The sequence below is a fragment of the Campylobacter gracilis genome (genome assembly GCF_018374135.1).
Classification (GTDB): Bacteria; Campylobacterota; Campylobacteria; order Campylobacterales; family Campylobacteraceae; genus Campylobacter_B; species Campylobacter_B gracilis_A.
The window spans coordinates 76,784-93,909 of the sequence record NZ_JAHAFS010000005.1; the positions used below are offsets into that span (position 1 = coordinate 76,784).

General features: G+C 48.8%; 16 protein-coding genes and 1 pseudogene. 2 read left to right on the forward strand and 15 right to left on the reverse strand.

From position 1 onward, the window contains the following. Positions 1-129 precede the first annotated feature (129 nt). The 15 genes and pseudogenes from KH703_RS03615 to gap all read right to left on the reverse strand — a co-directional run bounded on the left by KH703_RS03615 (position 130) and on the right by gap (position 15,728). Positions 130-1,173, reverse strand: a complete 1,044-nt coding sequence (locus KH703_RS03615; RefSeq protein ID WP_304294213.1) for a glycosyltransferase — start codon at positions 1,171-1,173, stop codon at positions 130-132. After that, a complete protein-coding gene (locus KH703_RS03620; protein ID WP_304294215.1) occupies positions 1,170-2,435 on the reverse strand; it encodes a glycosyltransferase in 1,266 nt (421 codons plus the stop codon). Before KH703_RS03620 ends, KH703_RS03615 begins: the two co-directional genes overlap by 4 nt. Next, entirely contained in the window at positions 2,435-3,514 is a 1,080-nt protein-coding gene (locus KH703_RS03625) for a glycosyltransferase family 4 protein (RefSeq protein WP_304294218.1), read from the reverse strand. Before KH703_RS03625 ends, KH703_RS03620 begins: the two co-directional genes overlap by 1 nt. 1 nt (position 3,515) lies before the next feature. Then, positions 3,516-4,577: a polysaccharide pyruvyl transferase family protein gene (locus KH703_RS03630; RefSeq protein WP_304294220.1), complete on the reverse strand. Its 1,062-nt coding sequence runs from the start codon at positions 4,575-4,577 to the stop codon at positions 3,516-3,518. Next, a complete protein-coding gene (locus KH703_RS03635; protein ID WP_304294222.1) occupies positions 4,574-6,196 on the reverse strand; it encodes a Coenzyme F420 hydrogenase/dehydrogenase, beta subunit C-terminal domain in 1,623 nt (540 codons plus the stop codon). Before KH703_RS03635 ends, KH703_RS03630 begins: the two co-directional genes overlap by 4 nt. Continuing rightward, positions 6,193-7,731 carry an oligosaccharide flippase family protein gene (locus KH703_RS03640; RefSeq protein ID WP_304294224.1) on the reverse strand — a complete coding sequence of 513 codons (1,539 nt, stop codon included), beginning with the start codon at positions 7,729-7,731 and terminating at the stop codon, positions 6,193-6,195. Before KH703_RS03640 ends, KH703_RS03635 begins: the two co-directional genes overlap by 4 nt. An 81-nt stretch (positions 7,732-7,812) precedes the next feature. Continuing rightward, positions 7,813-8,802, reverse strand: a complete 990-nt coding sequence (gene galE, locus KH703_RS03645) for a UDP-glucose 4-epimerase GalE (RefSeq protein ID WP_304294225.1) — start codon at positions 8,800-8,802, stop codon at positions 7,813-7,815. 52 nt (positions 8,803-8,854) lie between these two features. Further along, positions 8,855-9,709 (reverse strand): DNA ligase, encoded by an 855-nt coding sequence (locus tag KH703_RS03650; protein WP_304294228.1) that lies wholly within the window; start codon positions 9,707-9,709, stop codon positions 8,855-8,857. Then, a pseudogene (locus KH703_RS10045) lies at positions 9,699-10,412 on the reverse strand (3'-5' exonuclease); the annotation flags it as partial. The pseudogene KH703_RS10045 and the gene KH703_RS03650, both read right to left, overlap by 11 nt. 906 nt (positions 10,413-11,318) lie before the next feature. Beyond that, positions 11,319-11,549 (reverse strand): hypothetical protein, encoded by a 231-nt coding sequence (locus KH703_RS03660; RefSeq protein ID WP_304294232.1) that lies wholly within the window; start codon positions 11,547-11,549, stop codon positions 11,319-11,321. Next, positions 11,540-11,662, reverse strand: coding sequence for a hypothetical protein (locus KH703_RS03665; protein WP_304294234.1), 123 nt, complete (start codon positions 11,660-11,662; stop codon positions 11,540-11,542). The genes KH703_RS03660 and KH703_RS03665 overlap by 10 nt, the downstream gene beginning before the upstream one ends. 21 nt (positions 11,663-11,683) lie before the next feature. Then, complete coding sequence (gene fabI / locus KH703_RS03670; RefSeq protein WP_304294235.1) at positions 11,684-12,511, reverse strand: enoyl-ACP reductase FabI; 828 nt, start codon at positions 12,509-12,511, stop codon at positions 11,684-11,686. Positions 12,512-12,803: 292 nt separating this feature from the next. Further along, the gene (locus KH703_RS03675; protein WP_304294237.1) at positions 12,804-13,514 is read right to left on the reverse strand and encodes a triose-phosphate isomerase; all 711 of its coding nucleotides are present in this window, start codon (positions 13,512-13,514) and stop codon (positions 12,804-12,806) included. Further along, positions 13,511-14,722 carry a phosphoglycerate kinase gene (gene pgk / locus KH703_RS03680; RefSeq protein ID WP_304294239.1) on the reverse strand — a complete coding sequence of 404 codons (1,212 nt, stop codon included), beginning with the start codon at positions 14,720-14,722 and terminating at the stop codon, positions 13,511-13,513. The genes KH703_RS03675 and pgk overlap by 4 nt, the downstream gene beginning before the upstream one ends. 1 nt (position 14,723) lies before the next feature. Further along, positions 14,724-15,728 carry a type I glyceraldehyde-3-phosphate dehydrogenase gene (gene gap / locus KH703_RS03685; RefSeq protein ID WP_304294241.1) on the reverse strand — a complete coding sequence of 335 codons (1,005 nt, stop codon included), beginning with the start codon at positions 15,726-15,728 and terminating at the stop codon, positions 14,724-14,726. Between the two features lie 137 nt (positions 15,729-15,865). Here gap and KH703_RS03690 point away from each other — a divergent pair, with 137 nt between their 5' ends. Both KH703_RS03690 and KH703_RS03695 read left to right on the forward strand, forming a co-directional pair. Further along, entirely contained in the window at positions 15,866-16,243 is a 378-nt protein-coding gene (locus tag KH703_RS03690; RefSeq protein ID WP_297964968.1) for a hypothetical protein, read from the forward strand. A gap of 378 nt (positions 16,244-16,621) precedes the next feature. Continuing rightward, positions 16,622-17,065: a hypothetical protein gene (locus KH703_RS03695; protein WP_304294245.1), complete on the forward strand. Its 444-nt coding sequence runs from the start codon at positions 16,622-16,624 to the stop codon at positions 17,063-17,065. The last annotated feature ends 61 nt before the right edge of the window (positions 17,066-17,126 follow it).

Sequence of the window (17,126 nt, forward strand, 5' to 3'; positions counted from 1 at the left end):
GCTAAATTTCATCGCGCAACGCGGCTTGTAAATTTAAACGCGCCGTTTTGCTCGGGCGCAAGACGCTATCTTAGCACACCGAAGTTTAAATTTATCTCTGCGCGCCGCTAGGGCATCGATAAGCGGCTGCTATTTACGCGCAAACCGATCGATCAAGCCCTGCCAGAGCTCAACGATGCGCTCTTGCGAAAACTCGTCTAAACTTTCATTTGCATTTTGCACGAGAGCATCTCGCAGCGCCTCATCACGCATTAAATTTTCAAGCTTGCTCGCAAGTTCATTCGCATCGCCGCATTTAAACAAAATGCCGCTAAAGCCGTCCTTTATGAGCTCTTTTGCGCCCGCCGTGTCGCTGCTAAGCCGTGCACAGCCGTAAAATGCAGACTCGATCAGCACGTTCGAAAGCCCTTCATTAAGCGAGCTTAGCACAAAAATTTTGGCTTCCTTATACAGCTCGCTCACGTCCTGCTTGTGCCCTAAAAATCGCACTTCAAGCCCGAGTCGCGCCACAAGCTCGCGCAAGCTTTCGCGCAGCGAGCCATCGCCCGCGATTAAAATTTCCCACTTCGCAAGCAGGCTTTTATCAATCCTGCTTAGCGCGTCAAAGTAAATTTCATAACCCTTTACGGGCTCGAGTCTGCCGACGCTTAAGATCACGTTTCGCTTGGCGCCTTTGGTATCGCAGATCTCGCCGAAAAAGGGGTTGTGCACGACGAAGCAGTTTTTGACAAATCGCGAATAGTACTCAAAGTCCGAGCGCGTAAGCACCGTAAGCGCGTCCGCTTTTTTATAGCACAGATCGCGCACGCGGCTAAAAAGCCCGCTTTGCAGATAATCGTGCGCGTTGTGCTCGGTCGCGATGAGTGGAATTTTAAGTCCGAAATTTGCGATCACGCACGCTACGTTCGTCCAGTCCATAAAGCTGATGATGACGCTTGGGCGCTCGCGCTTGAAACACTCGCGCAAAATTCTGTATTTATCGAACCTGCCGCCATTTTTATAAACATCCAGATGCAAAAATTTTATCTTTTCGCTAAATTTATACCTGCCCTCGTCGTTTTCCAAAATCGCGATCGTAACGTCGTTTGCGCGCGCAAAATGGTTCGCCAAGACCTGCAGCACGCGCTCTGCGCCGCCGTTTCTAAGAGCCGCGATGACGAATAAAATTTTCATTTTAGCTTCCGATAAATTTTATAAAATAGCCGCAAAAGCGCGGGGCTAGCGTAAAACAAAATCATCATCAGCGTCTGCGTGCGGCTTGCATGCGCTGCGAAAAATCCAAAATCCAGCCGCTCGCGCACTAAAGCGTGCAGTAAGCGGATCTGATCCGCAGCTTCTGCAGCGCTTAAAGGAGAGCGGGGATCTGCGGTCTTTCTTTGCGACGCAGAATTTTGCTCGGAATTTCGCATATAATTTTGCTTGGCGGAATTTTTAACTGCAGAATTTTTACCGCATGCGCAAGATAAACTATCAGCGCCATGCAAATCCGCCTCGTTTGTCAAACCGCACGTATTAGCCTCGAGAGGAGAAGTTGCATCTCCATCCGAGCCTGCAGCGTCAAAGCTCGATTTGATAATTAAAAACGCCGTATTCAGCGCGGATTCGCAGCGAGTAAAATTAGCCTCACGCGCCAAGCTTGGATAATTCGCAGCGATCGCCTCAGTATAGCGGCGCACCGCAGCGATGACCGCAAGATGCCTGCGCGCGAATGAGTTTACGGTCGAGCCTGCCCTTACGCGGTAAAAATATAAAATTTCATCCGTGCACGCCGCAATAGAAGCGTTAAAAATATCAAAAAATATCGCCACATCCTCATAGATCTGCCCCGCAGGAAAGCGCAAAGCAGCGAAAATTTCACGAGCAAACAGCGCGCGCCAAACCGCGGTGCTAAAATACGGATCCTGCGTGCAGCTGCGTCTAAAAAGCTCTTGCGGCGATATTTTGTATTCGCCTGCGTTGGCATTTGAATTTGCAGCTCCTCCTGGATTACTAATCTCTTTAGAATTTTGATTTTCTTTAGAATTCAAAGCCGCCTTGAAATTATTTATTTCGCTCTCGTCGCTAAATGCTGTGTAGCCGCACATAGCGATTTTGGTGCAAAATTTCTGCGTCAGACGAAAAAGCGTCTCAATCAAATCAAGACTTATCAAATCGTCGCTGTCTACGAAACTGATAAACTCCCCGCGAGCGACATCCAAAGCAGCGTTTCGCGCGCTAGCCTGCCCGCCGTTTGATTTATGCAGCACGCGTACGCGGGGATCGCGCGCGGCGTATTCGTCGCAAATCGCCTCGCTGCCATCATTTGAGCCATCATCTACGAGCAAAATTTCTAAATTCGTATAGGTCTGAGCCGTGATACGCTCCACGCAAGCGCACAGGAATTCTTTGACATTATAAACGGGGATGATGACCGAGATTAGGGGATTTTCGCTCATTATTCCTCCCTGTGTATCGTAGCGGCTATGAAATCCAGCCAGCGTCGCCCGATCGTTTCAATTTTAAAGCTCTCTTCGCGCTTGGAGGCGTTTTGCACGAGTCGCTCGCGTAGCTTTTCGTCGCTCATTAGAATTTCAAGCTTTTTTGCGATGCTCGCGCTATCGCCTACAGGGCACAAAAACCCATCTACGCCGTCGCTTATAAGCTCGCTAGGACCTGCGATACAATCCGTAGAAATTCTGGCGGTACCGAAAAATATACTCTCCATCAAAATATTGCAAAAGCCCTCCATCTTGGAGGTTACAACTACGATTTTAGCGCGTTCATATAAGCTTTCAATATCGCGCACAAAGCCGATGAACTGCACATTTAAGCGCAGCTTCGCAGCTAGGCTCTCAAGGCTCTTTCGCTCCTCTCCGTCGCCTGCGATCACCACCTTCCACTCTTTTAAAAGATTGAAATCTATAAGCGCAAGTGCCTTAAGAAGGATATCAAAGCCCTTATAGACATTGAGCCGGCCGGCTGCTAAGATGATATTTTCTTTAGGCGGGCGAGCATCTTTAGCATGGCTGATCTCAAACATCGGATTAGGCATAATCACGCGATTTTGCACATATGTGTAATGATCCAGATCAAATTTACTAAGCACGCTAAGACCTGCAGCTCGCGGATAAAAGATCCGCTTTAGCGCGCGCCAAATCGGACTTTTTAAAAAACGATGATTAGTGTGTTCGGAGACGATGATTTTCTGCCCAACTCCAAGATTTGCGATAAGCGTAAGGACATTGGTATTATCTAAAAACGAGATCACGATATCAAATTTACGACTTTTTAGCAGCCTATGCAAGGCCAAAATTTTATCGTAGCGCTTTTTTATATTGCCAAATACTCCCAAATCGCCCACTCCCAAATCCAAGCTAATAAGCTCGATCTTAGGATCTAGCGCGTAAAACGGCTCGTCTGCGTCAAATTTTATCACACAGACTTCATTCTCGCGGCAGAAAAAATTTGCCAGCACACTTAGTACGCGCTCAGCACCGCCCTTGCCTAAAGCAGAAATCACCATAGCTATTTTCATTTTATGAGCCTAAACTTGTCTTTAAAAATTTCATCGAGTCCTCTCTTTTGCGGCGCAACGCCTCATTTACGCCATCCCAATCGATAGTCGCGTCCAACCGCGCGTCTTTTGGATCTTGCAAAGCCCTATCTTCAAGTCCGAATAAGCCCAAAAGCGAGCTAAAGCGCGACGCGCCGCGACTAGCGTTAACGAGCACAAAAAACGGCTTATTAAAGATTATGGAAAATACGCAGCCGTGAAATGAATCGGTTAGCACAAACTCCGCGCCCGCAATAGCACTTAGCCACTCTTTTATGCCGATGCGGTTGCCGCGATCATTTACCTCATCTATCTCTAGTCCGCTTTGCTTCTTTAATAGCTCTATCGCCGCTTCGGAGCGAGGCGATGGATCTAGGATATAGGCAAAGCCCTTGCGCTGCGGCGCAAGGCTTAAAAATTTATCGTAAATCTCTTTGTTAGCCAAAAGCGTAGGATCTAGCACCCAGTGCGCATATACGCCAAAGCATTCGCGCGCAAGCTTTACGCCGTCGCGCTCGCGCACCGAAATAGCTTTAAATTTAGCCAAATTTGCAGCGTGGATTTTTAAATCCGCGGGGTTTTTAAGCCCACAGAGCCTATCTCCGCCAAAGCTTGCAGCATAGGCGATCCGCGTGCAGTTAGGCGGCAAAAATCCAAGGCTAAAACAATCTGCAAAATCCGCAAAATAGCTAGGGCGAAAAACCTGATCGCTTCCTAAAATCACCGCTTCAAAGCGCTCTTTCTCGCACAGCGCTTTTAAATCCGCAGGCGTGCAAACAGGCGCGGTTAAAGGGATATTTTCCGCCACAAACTCGCTAGTATCGCGCTCGTAAGAGGGATTAAATTTCGCGCCGCAAAGCTCCTTTTTAAGCGCGCATGCCACTAAAAATTTAAGATACGCAAGTGATAGTTTACTTCTTTGCAGGCGCAAGTTTATGAGCCACGGCTCATGCCCAAGCCCCACTAGCACGCGGCTTAGCGCGTAAGTTTGTAAAATTCCGCCGTAATTATTCACTAGCGGTAGGGTAAAAATCCCGATCTTCATGCAAACTTCCTATAAATTTTATATGCCACGATCTTTGGTAGCGCCAAAAGCGCTAGCACTTTATTCGCAGCGGCAATTTTTTTAAGCCTAGCAGCGATGAAATCATCGCAATCAAAATGCGTAGCGCTATATCGCTGGATCTGAAGCTTCTGGCACAATATGTAACGCTTAAGCGGGTTTTTCGCGCCGTAGAAAATTTCGTTTTTGCACTCCACCTGGCTTTGCTGCGAGCGCTGCACCTCTGCTGCGGATATCCGCTCGCAAAAAATCTCCTCGCGCGCCTGCTTCGTAGGCTGCGAAAATAGCGCGTCGATCTGAGCTGCGCGCGTAATTACGAGCGATGTGCCGCGCCACTCGCTCATTTCGCTTTGCAGCCACGCATCCATCAGTACGACGTCGGCGCATTTGGCAAAAACGTCGGTGCAGGCGTTGCACGCAAGCGGCGTAAAAGCGCGCGAACTCCAGTACGCAAAGGCGCTACTACTGCGATCGTCTATCGCCTCGCTGCCGTCTGTAGCGCGGAATTCAAAGCCAAAGCTCATCGCGCTTTTGCCCGCGATTTTATATCTGTAATTAACCGCCGCGAGCTGCTTACGCTCTTTAAACGCAAGATCTGCCAGCTTATGCGTAAAACCAGCACCCTTGCCCTGTCCGCAAACCAGCCCGATAATAAAGCTTATACGAGATTTAAGGCGCGAATTTTTGCTCGCAGCAAGCCTTAAGGCCTTAGCAAAGCACGGCAGCGCGCTGATCGCGTATCTACCCTCACGGCGCGACATCTCCTTTAGCACTGCTTCAAGCGTGAGCGGATAGTAAGCGGACGAGCGAGCGCGAGTAAGCTCATCGGCATTTTTTATCACGCTAAATTTAAATATCGGCACGGAATTTTCGCCCGCATAATTTCGCGCGTTTTTGGAATTCTCACAGGCAAAATTCTGCGTTGATACGGAATTTTCACAAGAAGCTTTAGAATTCTGCGCGGAATTTTCATTTGTAAAATTCTGCACGGAATTCTGCGTCAAATTTCCGCAAAAAGAATTTTGCGCACTCGTAAAATTTATAGAATCATCGTCCGCCAAATTCTGCGTTAAATTCGGTATTGCTGAATTCTGCTCGGAATTTTTAGTTGCGGAATTTTGTAAATTCTGAGCCACCACTAAATTTTCGTGGGCGGAAAAATCCCGCTTGGAATTTTGGGCTATGAAATCCCCTTCGTCCGCAGGCACGGCGCAAATCGCGTAATCAATGAGCCCGCGCGCAAAAAGCTCGCGAAAAATATAATCTCCCGCGCCGCCGCTTGCACTGCTTAGGCGCTGCGCTTCATCTTTTTTGTAGAATTTGTAAGTGGCTAAAAACCTGCCAAAATCTGGGCTAAAGCTTTCCAGCTCTGAGTATGATTTAGAATTTAGCTCGTTTTCAAGCGTGTCTTTTTTGTAAAACGGGCAGACTTTTAGACAGATATCGCATTTGTCGCGGCACCCTTCGCCCTCCTCGGGCGCGTAAAATCCATTGCCTCCAAGCCGCATTTTTAGCACGCTAAAAGGGCAGCTGCTCGCGCAGACGCCGCAGCCGATACAGCGGTCTTTCGTAACCACTTCGCTAATTACATTGAAGCTCAAGCCCGCCTCCTTATCTTAGCCGCAATGCCGCCAAAAATCGCGCGTTCATAATCATTCATCGCCCAAAAATACGCACTTAGCACAAACATAGCCGAATAAAGCCCGCCGCAAATTAGCAAAAAGCTTACTCCATGCAAGCCTAGTGCATAATTTATCACTAGGCTTGCTGCGATTGCGGGAGCGAATTTTACTACCATCGCGCCGATATTTCGCCAAAATTTAGCGATGTCAAGTCCGATTACACGAGCATAGTAGATATTCATCACGCAGATATTTAGCAAGGTGATCGCAAAAGCCGTACCGCACGCAGCACCCACGCCACCGTAAGCCTTAGCTAGCGGGATGGAAATAGCGATGTTTACGAGCGTGACGCAAAATGCGGCGATTGAGCGAAATTTGACTTTGTTTTTTGCCTGAAGCACGGCTAGGCCTAAATTTTGAATCAACGGCACGCTTACTGGAAGCACCAAAATAAGCGCGATCGTGTATGAAATTTCATAATTTGCGCCAGCCCAGAGCACAATAAACTCACGTCCAAAAATCACCAAAAGCGACGCGATAAAAAATATCACGTAAAATTGCAACCTGCCTATTTTGATAAATTCCGCGCTAAGCTCGGAATCGGTGGAGTTGGCAGAGACCATTTTGGCGATTTTAGGAAGCATTACGCCGCTAATGGTAAGCGAAAGCGTGACGAAAGTGGCATTTATCGTGCTTGCTACGGCATACGTGGAGACCGCCGTAGCGCCTGCGACCGCGCCTAAGATAAAATTATCGACGTTCCAGTTTACTTGATCGACTACGATGCCTAAAAATATAAAAAACGAGTAGCCAAAAATTTGCTTAAGCGTGGGGGTGTCGAAATTTCGCACGCTTATCACGGGCGAGACTTTGCTCCTGCAATAGATGAAATCTGCCGCGACGCAGATTAAATTTACCACCGTAGCGATGATTACGATCGCGATAGCCTTATGTCCCAAAAGTAGCACAGGCACCGCAGCTAGCGGCAGGGCAATCGTGCGAAAGATCCCAATTAGCTTGATAAATACGAAATTCTCATGCGCCGTAAGGATCGATGAATAGATGCTAAAAGGAAAGCTAATCGCTAAATTCGCAGTTAGTAGCATTAGCATAATGCGAATTTCGCTCATCTCGTTAGTGCTTAGCTTAGCGCCAAAAATTGCATGCAGATTGGCTAGCAGCGCAGCTCCTGCAAGCACGATCACCGCGCTCATCACCAGATACACGCTAAAGATCGTGCCGTGCAGCTTATGCGTGCGCTCCACTTCGCCGCTTGAGGCGTATTTAGCGGTATAGACCGTCACAGCGTTACCAAAACCTAAATCCAAAATCGCTAAATAGCCGATAACACTGCTCGCTAAAGAATATAGCCCAAACTCGCTCTGCCCCAGCGCCCGCAGAAAAAACGGCGTATAAACCAAAGTAAGTATCGTAGAAACAAAGATATTTACATACGATAGCACGACGCCGAGCTTACGCTGAGCGGCTTCGGGGGCGTTTAGAATTTTAAGCAAACAAGGCTTCCTTTTGCTCGCCGCTATTAAACGCGGCGGAGTAAAATTTTAAAATTTCAAATCGCACTTTCACGCTAGAACCTAGAGCTTCTTTTCCCAATTAAGCGCGCTTAGGATGATCTCATCCAAGCTCTCGTGCTCGGGATGCCAAGAGGTTTTGGTGCGAATTTTATCCGCGTTTGAGATGAGGCAGGCAGGATCGCCGGCTCTGCGCGGAGCGATCTCCACTTTAAAATCCACGCCGCTTACTTTTTTAGCTTCATTAACGACCTCTTTTACGCTAAAGCCCGTACCGTAGCCTACGTTAAAAACCGCGCTGTCATTACTTTGCAGATAATCAAGCACCGCCAGATGCGCGCTTGCGAGATCCTCTACGTGGATATAATCGCGTATGCAGGTGCCGTCCTTGGTGTCGTAATCATCGCCGAAAATGCTCATCTTATCGCGCTTACCGACGATCGTTTGAGTAGCTACCTTAATTAGATGCGTCGCGTTCGGGTAGTTTTGCCCGATCGTGCCGTCGCTTGCGGCTCCTGCAACGTTGAAATAGCGCAAAATTCCGTATTTAAAATTCGGATTTGCCGCTGCCGCGTCTTTTAGTACCCACTCGACCATCAGCTTGCTTCTGCCGTACGGATTGATCGGATTTTGCGGAGTTTCCTCGCTTACTTGCGGGATGTCCGGCTCGCCGTAGGTCGCCGCAGTGGAGCTAAATATGAAGTCTTTCACGCCGTATTTGTTCGCAAGAGCGATCAAATTCATCGCGTTGGCGGTGTTGTTTAGATAGTATTTTAGCGGATTTTGCGTGCTTTCAAAAACCTCGATAAACGCCGCAAAATGAATGATCGCGTCAAACTTCTCGCGTTTAAAAAGCTTCTCGATTGCGGGGGTGTTTTCTAGGCTTTCCTGTACGAACTCAAACTCGCCCGCGTTGCGAAGCGCCTCGATCGCTCGCATCGAACCCTTGCAAAGATTATCCAGTATGACGACGTCGTGGCGGTTCGCTTCTAAAAGCGCCTTTGCGACGTGGCTACCGATGTATCCCGCGCCGCCTGTAATTAAAATTTTCATCTATTCTCCTTCGGATCAAATTTATCAAAATACGCGATTATAGCCCCTTAGATTAAATCGCCGGTCGCACGCGCAAAAATACGGGAAAGCGCGGCTTTTTCTCGCGGGTTAGGTTTTGGTATTGATAGGTGATGATCGTGCCCACCCTAGGCGGATTTGCCCGCATTTCGTCGCTAAAGCCCGTGCCTACTTTAAATTTCGCTCCGCTACGTAGATCTACGCAGCTTAAAGAGCCCATCTTGCCCTCGTTTTTGCCGTAGCCGGGGTTGATCTTTACGACCTTACAATCGCTATCGTGCATCTTTTTGTATTTTAAAATTTTATCGCTGCGGCCGCTTTCATAAAGCGCGTTTGGATCGCGCAGCACGACCCCCTCGCCGCCTGCTGCGATGACGCGATCGAAATACGCCTGCACGTCGGCGTGCGTGCTTACCGGGGTTTGCTGCACGATGAGTAAATTTTGCGCGCCGCTTGAGGCGATAAAATTTCTTAAAATTTCCATCTTCGCGCTTAGGTTTTTCTGCTCCTTCGGCAGGTCAAACGCGTAAAATTTCACCCTGCTCCAGCGCTCATCCGGCACGCTAGAAGAGACGATCGAGACGAGCTGCTCAAACTCCCCGCGCGCCGTGTATAGCTCGCCGTCTACGAAAAACGGCGGAAAGCCCGCGCTCCAGCCCTCGGGAGCGTTTATGATCTTACCTCGTCTGGAGCGCAGATTTTTGCCGTCCCAGATCGCGCGCACGCCGTCTAGCTTCTCACTGATGACCCAGCCCGTGATATTCATGCCCGGGACGTACTCTTTAAGCAGCATTGGTTTAAATTTAGCCTCGTCCGCGACCGCGCCGCAGAGCAAAAACAGCGCGCCAAAAACCGCGCCTTTTAAAATTTTAAAAATTTCACTTCGCATATGCCGCTAGCTCCCTTTCTATAAAGTCGCAAAAAACGGGCGTGTAGCTCATGCCCGCACACTCTTTTTGCAAAAATTCTCCCATCACCGCGATATAATTCAAATAATCGTCCTTGGTGATCTTGCCGCGCAAAAGCTCGTATTTCAAAAACAGCCAGTAGGTGTTGAGCACGTCGGATCTGCAGTACTCGTCGATCTTAGCCTGCTCGCCGCCGTAATACAGCTGCAAGACCTGATCGCCGTGCACGTCGTATTTGCCAGGAAGGCCCACGCTGGCGCAGATATGATCGAGCTTGAGCCCACGCACGGCACCAAAATCGCTGATGTGATCGAGCAAATCCAGATGAAACCGCCCGTCGTAGCGGCTGCGGTAGTTCTCCCATTTGCTCTTGTTGTTATCGCGATTGTTCGTCTCAAAATACGCCGCGGCGCTTAGATCGTAGCACATCGCGCGCGCCATAATCATCGGCAGATCGAACCCGCGCCCGTTAAAGCTCACTAGCCTCGGATTAAAATCCTCGATGAAGGCTAGGAATTTTGCGATTTTATCGCGCTCGTTCTCGCCATCAAGCGTAGAGACGCGCAAAAATCTGCCGAATCCGTCCGCCACCACGGCGCTAATGCTAACGACGCGGTGGAAGCAGACGGGCAGGAATTCGCTGCCGGTTTTTTCTTTGAAAATCTCCATCGCCCTAAGCGAGAGCAATTTGTGGTTTAAAATTTTGCTTTTATCCGCGTTAAAGATCGGCTGCTCGCCGTAAATTTTAAAATTTAGCGCGTTTGACGCGGGATCTTGCACGGAATTTGAAGCGAGATTTTCGCTATTTGAGCTTTGGGATGCGGAGCTTTGAGGCGTAGAGTTTTCCGCCGCGAAATTCTGAGGCGCAGGGCTTTGGAGCGTAGAATTTTCCGTTGAGAAGCTCTGTGCTGCGGAGCTTTTAGGCGCGGTATCGTCGTAGGTTAAATTTAGCGATGCGGAATTTTTGGGCGCCGTATTTTGCGACATGAAATTTTCGCTCGTAAAATTTCCCTGCGCGTAATTTTCAGCGGAATTTTCACTGGCGAAGCTTTGAAGCGCGATGTCTTGCTGTGTAAAGCTTTGAGGTGCGGAATTTTGCTCGGAATTTTCTATTTTAGAATTCTGCTCCGCTGAATTTACAGCAAAATTTAAAGACGCGTTTTGTTTCTCGCCGCCGATCTTTTGCGAGAGCTGCGCGTCAAGAAGCTTTGCGAAGCTTTTTTTATCGAAAGGCTCAAAACAGCCCGCGATCGCATCCTCATCCAGCACCCGCACCAGCACCGCTACGTCAGGGATCGTCTCGCAGTCGAATACGCAGATATAATCCTTTTTCATTAAGCTCCTTTCTGGCGGCTTTTACCGCTTTTTTCAAAAACGGCTCTTAAATAATCCTCTATCTTCATGCCGTTTTTAGGTACGCGCCTAATAGAACTCCTCGCTCATCCGAGGTTCTCATCGCCGCTTTCAATCTTAAAATTTTACGCTGCCGCATTTCCGCAACAAAAAGGGGCGTATGCGGAGGCGCGGCAAATTTCGCTACCGCTCGCCGCGACGCAATTACCGTGCGCAAAAGCGCGCCGGTCGTTAAATTTATCCTTCGATCAAGCGCTTGATATCGGGCAAAAGCTCGCCGGACGCCTCACAAATCCTGCTTCGCAACACGCTAAAATCGCTGCAGTAATCGCCCAGAAGCTGCAAAATATCGTCTCTGATAGCTTGCGAGCGCTCGCTCAGAAGTAGCTCCTGCAAAAGGGCGAAAATTTCGCTCTCATGCGCCAGCGTGCAGCCGTAATAGGGATCAAGGTAATAATCTAGACACAAGAAAGCGAGGCCTTTTTAGCCTCGTCATCACCTCGCAAAACGGCGGCGATGCCCTCTACGCCGCCCTCTGCTATGGCTTTATGCCTAGCCTCGTAATATACCGTGCGCGTCAAATTTTCCCTTTTGCACGTCGCTTATTCAGCCTTGGCCGCATCCCACGCAAGGATCGTCTTACCCTCGGCGTCGGTAGCCACGTCGCCCATGCCCATGATGTTGTAGCCGCAGTCGACGTAGTGCACCTCGCCGGTCACGCCGCTAGCAAGGTCGCTAAGTAGATACATTGCGCTCTTGCCCACATCTTGCGTCGTGACGTTGCGTTTTAGCGGCGCATTAATCTCGTTGTAGCGTAAAATCATCCTAAAATCGCCGATTCCGCTTGCGGCAAGCGTTTTGATAGGGCCCGCGCTGATAGCGTTTACGCGGATGCCGCGCGCGCCAAGATCGTGAGCGAGGTAGCGCACTGAGCTTTCAAGCGCTGCTTTTGCAACGCCCATAACGTTATAGTGAGGCACGAATTTCGGCCCTCCGAGGTAAGTTAGCGTGAGAACAGAGCCGCCCTCTTTTAGCACCGGCAGCACTGCACGCGTGAGGCTCAGTAGCGAATACACGCTCGTGCCCATCGCGATGTCAAAGGCTTCTTTTGTAGTATTCACAAACTCGCCCTCAAGCGCTTCTTTTGGCGCGTAGGCTACCGCGTGCACAACGAAATCTATCTCGCCAAGGTCTGCTTTGATACGATCCGCAAGACCGTCCAAGTGGGCAGGGTTGTTTACGTCGAGCTCATAGACAAATTTGCTCCCAAACTCCTCCGCGATCGGCTCTACGCGTTTTTTCAGCGCGTCGTTTAGGTAGGTAAACGCCATCTGCGCACCCTGCTCGTGACAAGCTTCGGCAATGCCGTAAGCGATAGATTTGGCGTTAGCGACGCCGACGATGAGGCCCTTTTTGCCTTTTAAAATCATTATTTCTCCTTTCTATTTTTGCTTGGTTTTTGAGCGCTTTTTGACGATTTTGTTAAAATTTTGCTCGGCAGACCATCCGTCTAGCCTACGCAAAATTTTAACTGCAAAGCCCCAAAAATCATCTCAAAATCCTTCGCAATTTGACTTAAAATTCTATAAATTAAAATTTGCAAAATTTCGCAAAACGCCAAATTTTAAATGCAATTTGATAGCGGCAGTATCGCGAAGCTAGACTAGGCGACTTAAAATTTTGCGACGGGAGTTACCACGCAGGTAATGACCGAGCAAAATTTTAAGACAACGAAGTATAGCGATGCGAGACAACGCGTATAAGCTCCAAAAACTTCGATGCGTCCCAGCTCGCCGTCCCCACTAATACTCCGTCGCAGTTCGCGATTCCCGCTATCCCGCCGATATTTGCGACGTTTACGCTGCCGCCGTAAAGTAGCGGCGCACTCGTCTGCTCGCGGATGAAATTTAAAACTCCTTCGATCTGCTCCGCGCTCGCGCTCTTGCCCGTGCCTATCGCCCAAATTGGCTCGTAGGCGATCAGCAGCCGCTCGTAGCCAAGCTCGATATTTTTTAGCTGCTCCGCCAAAAACTCCTTCGTGCCGCCAGCTTCGTTTACGCTCAAATTTTCGCCGATGCAGTAGACGGTCTGCCAGCCCGCCTTTACGGCGAAGTCGAATTTAGCTCGCAAAAGCTTCTCGCTCTCGCCCAGCTCGCGCCGTTCGGAGTGCCCGATCAGCACGCTTTTTACGCCAAACTCGTCCAGCATCGCCTTGCCGATCTCGCCGGTGTGAGCGCCGCTTTCGCACGGGTAGAAATTTTGCGCGCCTTGGGTAAAATTTTTCACCTTCGCGCAAAATGCGCTAGCAGGAGGAAAAACTAGAATTTCATTCTCGCGCAAAATTTCGCCCGCTAAGCCTTCATCTAAAGCTTTAGCGTACCGCTCAAAGCTAGCACGGGTATGGTTGCATTTAAGATTCGCCGCCAGTATCATCGCAGCTCCGTTTTAGCGGTAAGCACTCGCACGCCCGGCAGCTCCTTGCCCTCGATGAGTTCTAAGCTCGCGCCGCCTCCGGTAGAAATAAAAGTCATATCGTCGGCGTTACCAGCGCGTTCGACGACATCTGCAGTATCGCCGCCGCCCACTACGGTTGTGGCGTCGCTATCTGCGATCGCGTGCGATATATGCAGGCTACCGCGAGCGAATTTATCGATCTCAAAAACTCCCATCGGTCCGTTCCACCAGATCGTTTGCGCATCGTCTAAGGCTTCTTTAAAAAGCGCTACGGTCGCAGGCCCGATATCTAGCCCCATCCAATCGCTTGGAATTTCTTGCACGGTAACCTTTTTTGTAACGGCATCTTGCGAGCATTGCGGAGCTGCGACGGCATCGACGGGGATATAAATTTTAACCCCAAGCTCGCGAGCATTGCGGAGAATATTTTTTGCTTCCTCGATTAGATCCTCTTCGAGCAAAGATTTGCCGATGTCATATCCGACGGCTTTTAAAAACGTAAACGCCATGCCGCCTCCGATGATGAGCTTATCGACTTTAGGAAGTAAATTTTTAAGCGCCTGAAGCTTGCCGCTTACTTTGCTACCGCCCGTTACGGCTACGAAAGGACGCGCAGGATCTTTAATAAGGTCTTTGGCAAATTTTATCTCTTTTAGTAGCAAAAATCCCGCTGCCTTGTGTGCCTCATCGTAGAATTTCGTAATCGCCTCTACCGAAGCATGCGCACGGTGGCATACACCAAAAGCGTCGTTGATATAAAATTCCGCGTAGCTTGCGAGCCTCTTAGCTAGCGCCTCGTCGTTTTTGCTCTCGCCCTTTTCAAAGCGCAGATTATCCAGCAGAAGCACTTCGCCCTTTTTAAGTGAATTTACCGCAGCTCCAGCTTCCTCGCCCGCGACGTCGGAGATAAATTTTATCTCGCGCTCCAAAAGCCTAGATAGCCTCTTTACTACAGGCTTTAGGCTAAGTCTTTCTTCGTATCCGTTTTTCGGGCGTCCTAAGTGGCTGGCTAAAATTACCGCGCAGCCCTCGTCTAAGCAATATTTAATCGTAGGGATAGACGAACGGATGCGACGATCGTCCGTAATATTGCAAAACTCATCCATTGGCACATTAAAATCACACCTGATAAAAACGCGCGCGCCTTCTTTAAATTTCAAATCTTTAATCGAAAGAATTTCGCCCATCTTATTTCCTTCTTTTTGCCGCATATAGGGCTAAATCGATGAGGCGCTCGCTATATCCCCACTCGTTGTCATACCAGCTCATCACTTTTATCAGATTGCCGTCAATTACCTGCGTGCAGTCGCTAGCTACGATGCTGGAGTATTCTGAAGTACAAAAATCGCTGCTGACGCGGCTATCGTCGTCTACGAGCAAAATTCCTTTCATATCTTTAGCGGCATAGCGGCGGAAAATTTCATTTAGCTCCTCAGCACTCGTCTGTTTACGCGTTAGCACCGTTAGATCAACCATCGATACGTTAGCTACCGGCACGCGCACAGATTGTCCGTGCATCTTACCGCTTAGCTGCGGAAGTACCTTACTAATTGCTTTTGCCGCGCCCGTCGTAGTCGGAGCGATATTAAGAGCCGCAGCACGCGAACGGCGGAAGTCCTTGGCTTTTACATCGACTAGGCTCTGTCCATGTGTATAGGCGTGAATGGTCGTCATCAGACCCTTTTCGATACCAAGCTCATCGTCTAGAATTTTTGCAATCGGAGCCAGACCGTTAGTGGTGCAGCTAGCGTTTGAGATGACGCGTTGTCCTGCATAAGCGCCCTCATTAACGCCGATTACAAAAGTAGGCGTATCATCCTTGGCAGGCGCGCTCATTACGACTACGCCGATACCGTTGTCTATGAACGGCTTACATTTTTCGCTCGTTAAAAACGCACCAGTACATTCAAGCACAGCTTCTGCACCATCGCCCGCAAAATCAAGCTCCGCAGGCTCTCTGGTGGAATAGACGCGGATTTTTTTGCCGTCTACGGCTATGCATTCGTCGCTTAGAATTTCTACTTTTTTACGAAACTCGCCGTGAACGGTATCGTATTGAAGCAGGTATCTCGTAAGCTCGCGTTTAGCGGTATCGTTGATCGCCACAAGCTCTACATCGTCCCTGCTTAGCGCAATTCTAGCCGCGCACCTACCGATCCTTCCAAAGCCGTTAATTGCGATTTTTACTGCCATAAGGTTCTCCTTATCTGGGATGTTTTCAGCTGGAATTTTACTAAATTTGGGTTAATCTTTGATTAAATAAAAAGTCGCGAAATATAGGATTTACTTTTTGGCTATATAATTCGCGAACTTTTTTTAAAGGAGAAAAAATGAGACGAATTGTATTCTCGTCATTAGCGGCAATCGCGATTTTAAGCGGATGCAACCAACCTAAGGCCGATACGGCTCCGCAGCAAAAGCAAGAGTCCGTAGCGCATACGATCGTATTTCTGCTCGGAGACACCGGAGATAAGCGCATCAGCCTTAGCTCGAACGATATGTTCGCAACGGGCGTGTTAACCGATGAAAAGGGTAAAAAGCATAATCTTAAACGCGCGGCTTCCGCAAGCGGCATAATGCTTACGAACGACGAAGGCATCGAGCTTCTTTTCAAACGCGGAGAGGGAGTGTATACGCCGGGCAAAGGCAAGAAGGATATTCCGGTAACCTACACCGAGCACGAGCACAAAAGCGGCGAAATGATGTAGCCGCGGCGGGGTTAAATTTAAGCGCCCGCAAAAGCGAATTAAATTTAACCCTCGTTTCTAATTCTGCTTCTTTATCCATAGCAAAATTTAACCCTCGTTTCGATCTCTTTTGATCTGCAATGAAATTTAATCTTTTATTTTCGCTACTTTCATCTACGCAAATCAAGCTTTTTTGCAAATTTTAGCTCGCGTGCGTTAAAAAACAAGCTCTGCAGGCCCAGCATCCCAAATTTTACAAAATACCCATTTGATCTGCGCTTTACCAGCGAATTTCTTGATCTTCAACCGAATTTCACTTCAAATTCGCTAAACTGCGACGAAATTTTAGCAGGCCGGTGCAAATACGGCGCAAAACAGATCATTTAGCGAGATTGACGCATGGATAGCATTAAATTTTACCTAAACGATTACGAAATTGAGAGTGAAAGCTTTACCGAAGTCGTCGTTACGATAAACGGCAAACCTCTGCTTGAGCTGATTAAGCGGCGCGAGCAAAGCTTTGCGGCAAAAGAGGGGCAAGGCTGCATCGCAGGAGGCTACGCCTACTTCAGCTTGATCGATTTTGAGGAGCTATTCTTACGCGCGGTGCTTGAGGCTGATCTGGCGCAAGATGAGCGGGATGTCGTGCTGCTGAGCTATCCGTGCGGGATCTGGAGCTGCTGGTATCTCGCGCTTAAGATCAAATTCGAAACGGAGACGGTTAAGCTTTACGAGTTTAAAAACCCGCGCCGCAAAGATTGGCAGTATGGGCTTGAGTTTAAATTTGACCGCGTGAGCTTTGTGGGTGAAATTTCTAAAATCGCTTCTTTTAATAAGCTCTAAAATTCGGCAAAATTTAACGGCGCGATCGAATCTGCTGCAAAACAAATCCGCCTTAGTCTCG

Excerpts from the sequence above, each read along its gene's own strand:
- KH703_RS03615 (WP_304294213.1), bottom strand. The coding sequence starts at position 1,173 with ATGAAAATTTTATTCGTCATCGCGGCTCTTAGAAACGGCGGCGCAGAG.
- KH703_RS03620 (WP_304294215.1), bottom strand. The coding sequence starts at position 2,435 with ATGAGCGAAAATCCCCTAATCTCGGTCATCATCCCCGTTTATAATGTC.
- KH703_RS03625 (WP_304294218.1), bottom strand. The coding sequence starts at position 3,514 with ATGAAAATAGCTATGGTGATTTCTGCTTTAGGCAAGGGCGGTGCTGAG.
- KH703_RS03630 (WP_304294220.1), bottom strand. The coding sequence starts at position 4,577 with ATGAAGATCGGGATTTTTACCCTACCGCTAGTGAATAATTACGGCGGA.
- galE (WP_304294225.1), bottom strand. The coding sequence starts at position 8,802 with ATGAAAATTTTAATTACAGGCGGCGCGGGATACATCGGTAGCCACGTC.
- KH703_RS03650 (WP_304294228.1), bottom strand. The coding sequence starts at position 9,709 with ATGCGAAGTGAAATTTTTAAAATTTTAAAAGGCGCGGTTTTTGGCGCG.
- fabI (WP_304294235.1), bottom strand. The coding sequence starts at position 12,511 with ATGATTTTAAAAGGCAAAAAGGGCCTCATCGTCGGCGTCGCTAACGCC.
- KH703_RS03675 (WP_304294237.1), bottom strand. The coding sequence starts at position 13,514 with ATGATACTGGCGGCGAATCTTAAATGCAACCATACCCGTGCTAGCTTT.
- pgk (WP_304294239.1), bottom strand. The coding sequence starts at position 14,722 with ATGGGCGAAATTCTTTCGATTAAAGATTTGAAATTTAAAGAAGGCGCG.
- gap (WP_304294241.1), bottom strand. The coding sequence starts at position 15,728 with ATGGCAGTAAAAATCGCAATTAACGGCTTTGGAAGGATCGGTAGGTGC.
- KH703_RS03690 (WP_297964968.1), top strand. The coding sequence starts at position 15,866 with ATGAGACGAATTGTATTCTCGTCATTAGCGGCAATCGCGATTTTAAGC.
- KH703_RS03695 (WP_304294245.1), top strand. The coding sequence starts at position 16,622 with ATGGATAGCATTAAATTTTACCTAAACGATTACGAAATTGAGAGTGAA.